Source organism: Candidatus Omnitrophota bacterium (genome assembly GCA_025453395.1).
In the GTDB taxonomy this organism is placed as follows: domain Bacteria; phylum Omnitrophota; class Gorgyraeia; order Gygaellales; family Profunditerraquicolaceae; genus JAlOQK01.
In genome coordinates this window covers 212,488-213,641 of sequence record JALOQK010000001.1, presented here as the reverse complement: position 1 = coordinate 213,641, position 1,154 = coordinate 212,488, and the positions used below count along the sequence as shown (strand labels likewise).

The 1,154-nt window shown below is 39.1% G+C and carries 1 protein-coding gene; it reads left to right on the top strand.

Going from position 1 to position 1,154, the window contains the following annotated elements:
* The first annotated feature begins 277 nt into the window (after positions 1–277).
* Positions 278–985 (top strand): PilZ domain-containing protein, encoded by a 708-nt coding sequence (locus MUF05_01050; GenBank protein ID MCU0665674.1) that lies wholly within the window; start codon positions 278–280, stop codon positions 983–985.
* Positions 986–1,154: the final 169 nt, after the last annotated feature.

The window sequence follows — 1,154 nt, the reverse complement described above, 5'->3', positions numbered from 1 at the left end:
AAGGTAGACGCTTTATCTAAATACCTGCGGTGTATGATGTTACAATTAAAATCCGGGTGCGATGAATTAAATATGAGGGAAAAATATTTTTATGCATACCCGGAATTGTTTCATAAGTTATTGCATTGCAATACTTTAGCTAAAGCGTCTACCACTAATGGGGAAAAGAAAACGGTTGCAATTTGATTATTTTTACCATATACTTTAAATAGGCGCGAAAGATTTAACTTGTTTAAGACACATATGTTTAGAGTCCTTTATTAAGAGGAAAAATAAAATGCAAGAAGGCCGGCAGTTAACCCGATGGCAGATTAAGCGTAATATTAAAATCAAGCTGGATAATACCGCGCCCAGTGTTTATGAGGGGGTGCTTAAAGACTTGAATCTTAAGGGCATGCAGGTTGTTTTAGACGCCCGTCTTCCCTATCAGCGCCTTTTTAAAATGCAGCTTAGCCTTTCCGATGATATTATCCTAAATGTTGATGCCTGGATCATTTGGCATAGGCTTATTGACGGTGAGAATACCTATGGCGTATATTTTACTAAGATAAGCGACCAAGATAAAGAAAAAATCTACCAATTCTTAAGAGCGGATTTTCCGCAGCAAGTGGATAGGAAATGGTGGAAGGACAACGTTTCTAATAACGCTGATGACCAGTTCTCGCATGATAAAATTCCCCAGGATCAGAGGGTCTTCGCGCGTTTCCCGGCGGATTTTACAGTTAAATTCTTAAGCCCGGATTTTAATCAAGAGGGCGAAGCCAAGACCCAAGATATAAGCGCTAAAGGCTTAAGGATTTTAAGCAATACCCTTATCCCAATTAACAGCGCTTTGGAGCTATGGATCCATGCCTCAGCGCGCCAAGAGCCGGTATATGCCCGCGGCATGGTTTCTTGGTCAAAGATGATTAACAATGATTTTCACTCTGGCATAAATCTTGAGAAGGCGGATTTTATGAATTTGGCGCGGCTTTTAAGGCCGTAACTTAAAGGGCATTTAAGATATAATTATATATAGATTTTTCTTGAAAAGCTGATAATAATATGTTAAATATATATATTCCCCCCGTAGGGTAACAAACCTTGCGAAAAACCATTATTTAGCCGTATTCGTTTCCGAAATCCTAATACCTTAAACCAAAGGAATGACGGAC

What these genes read in the sequence shown, in the direction of transcription:
- MUF05_01050 (MCU0665674.1), top strand. Translation starts at nt 278, where the DNA reads ATGCAAGAAGGCCGGCAGTTAACCCGATGGCAGATTAAGCGTAATATT.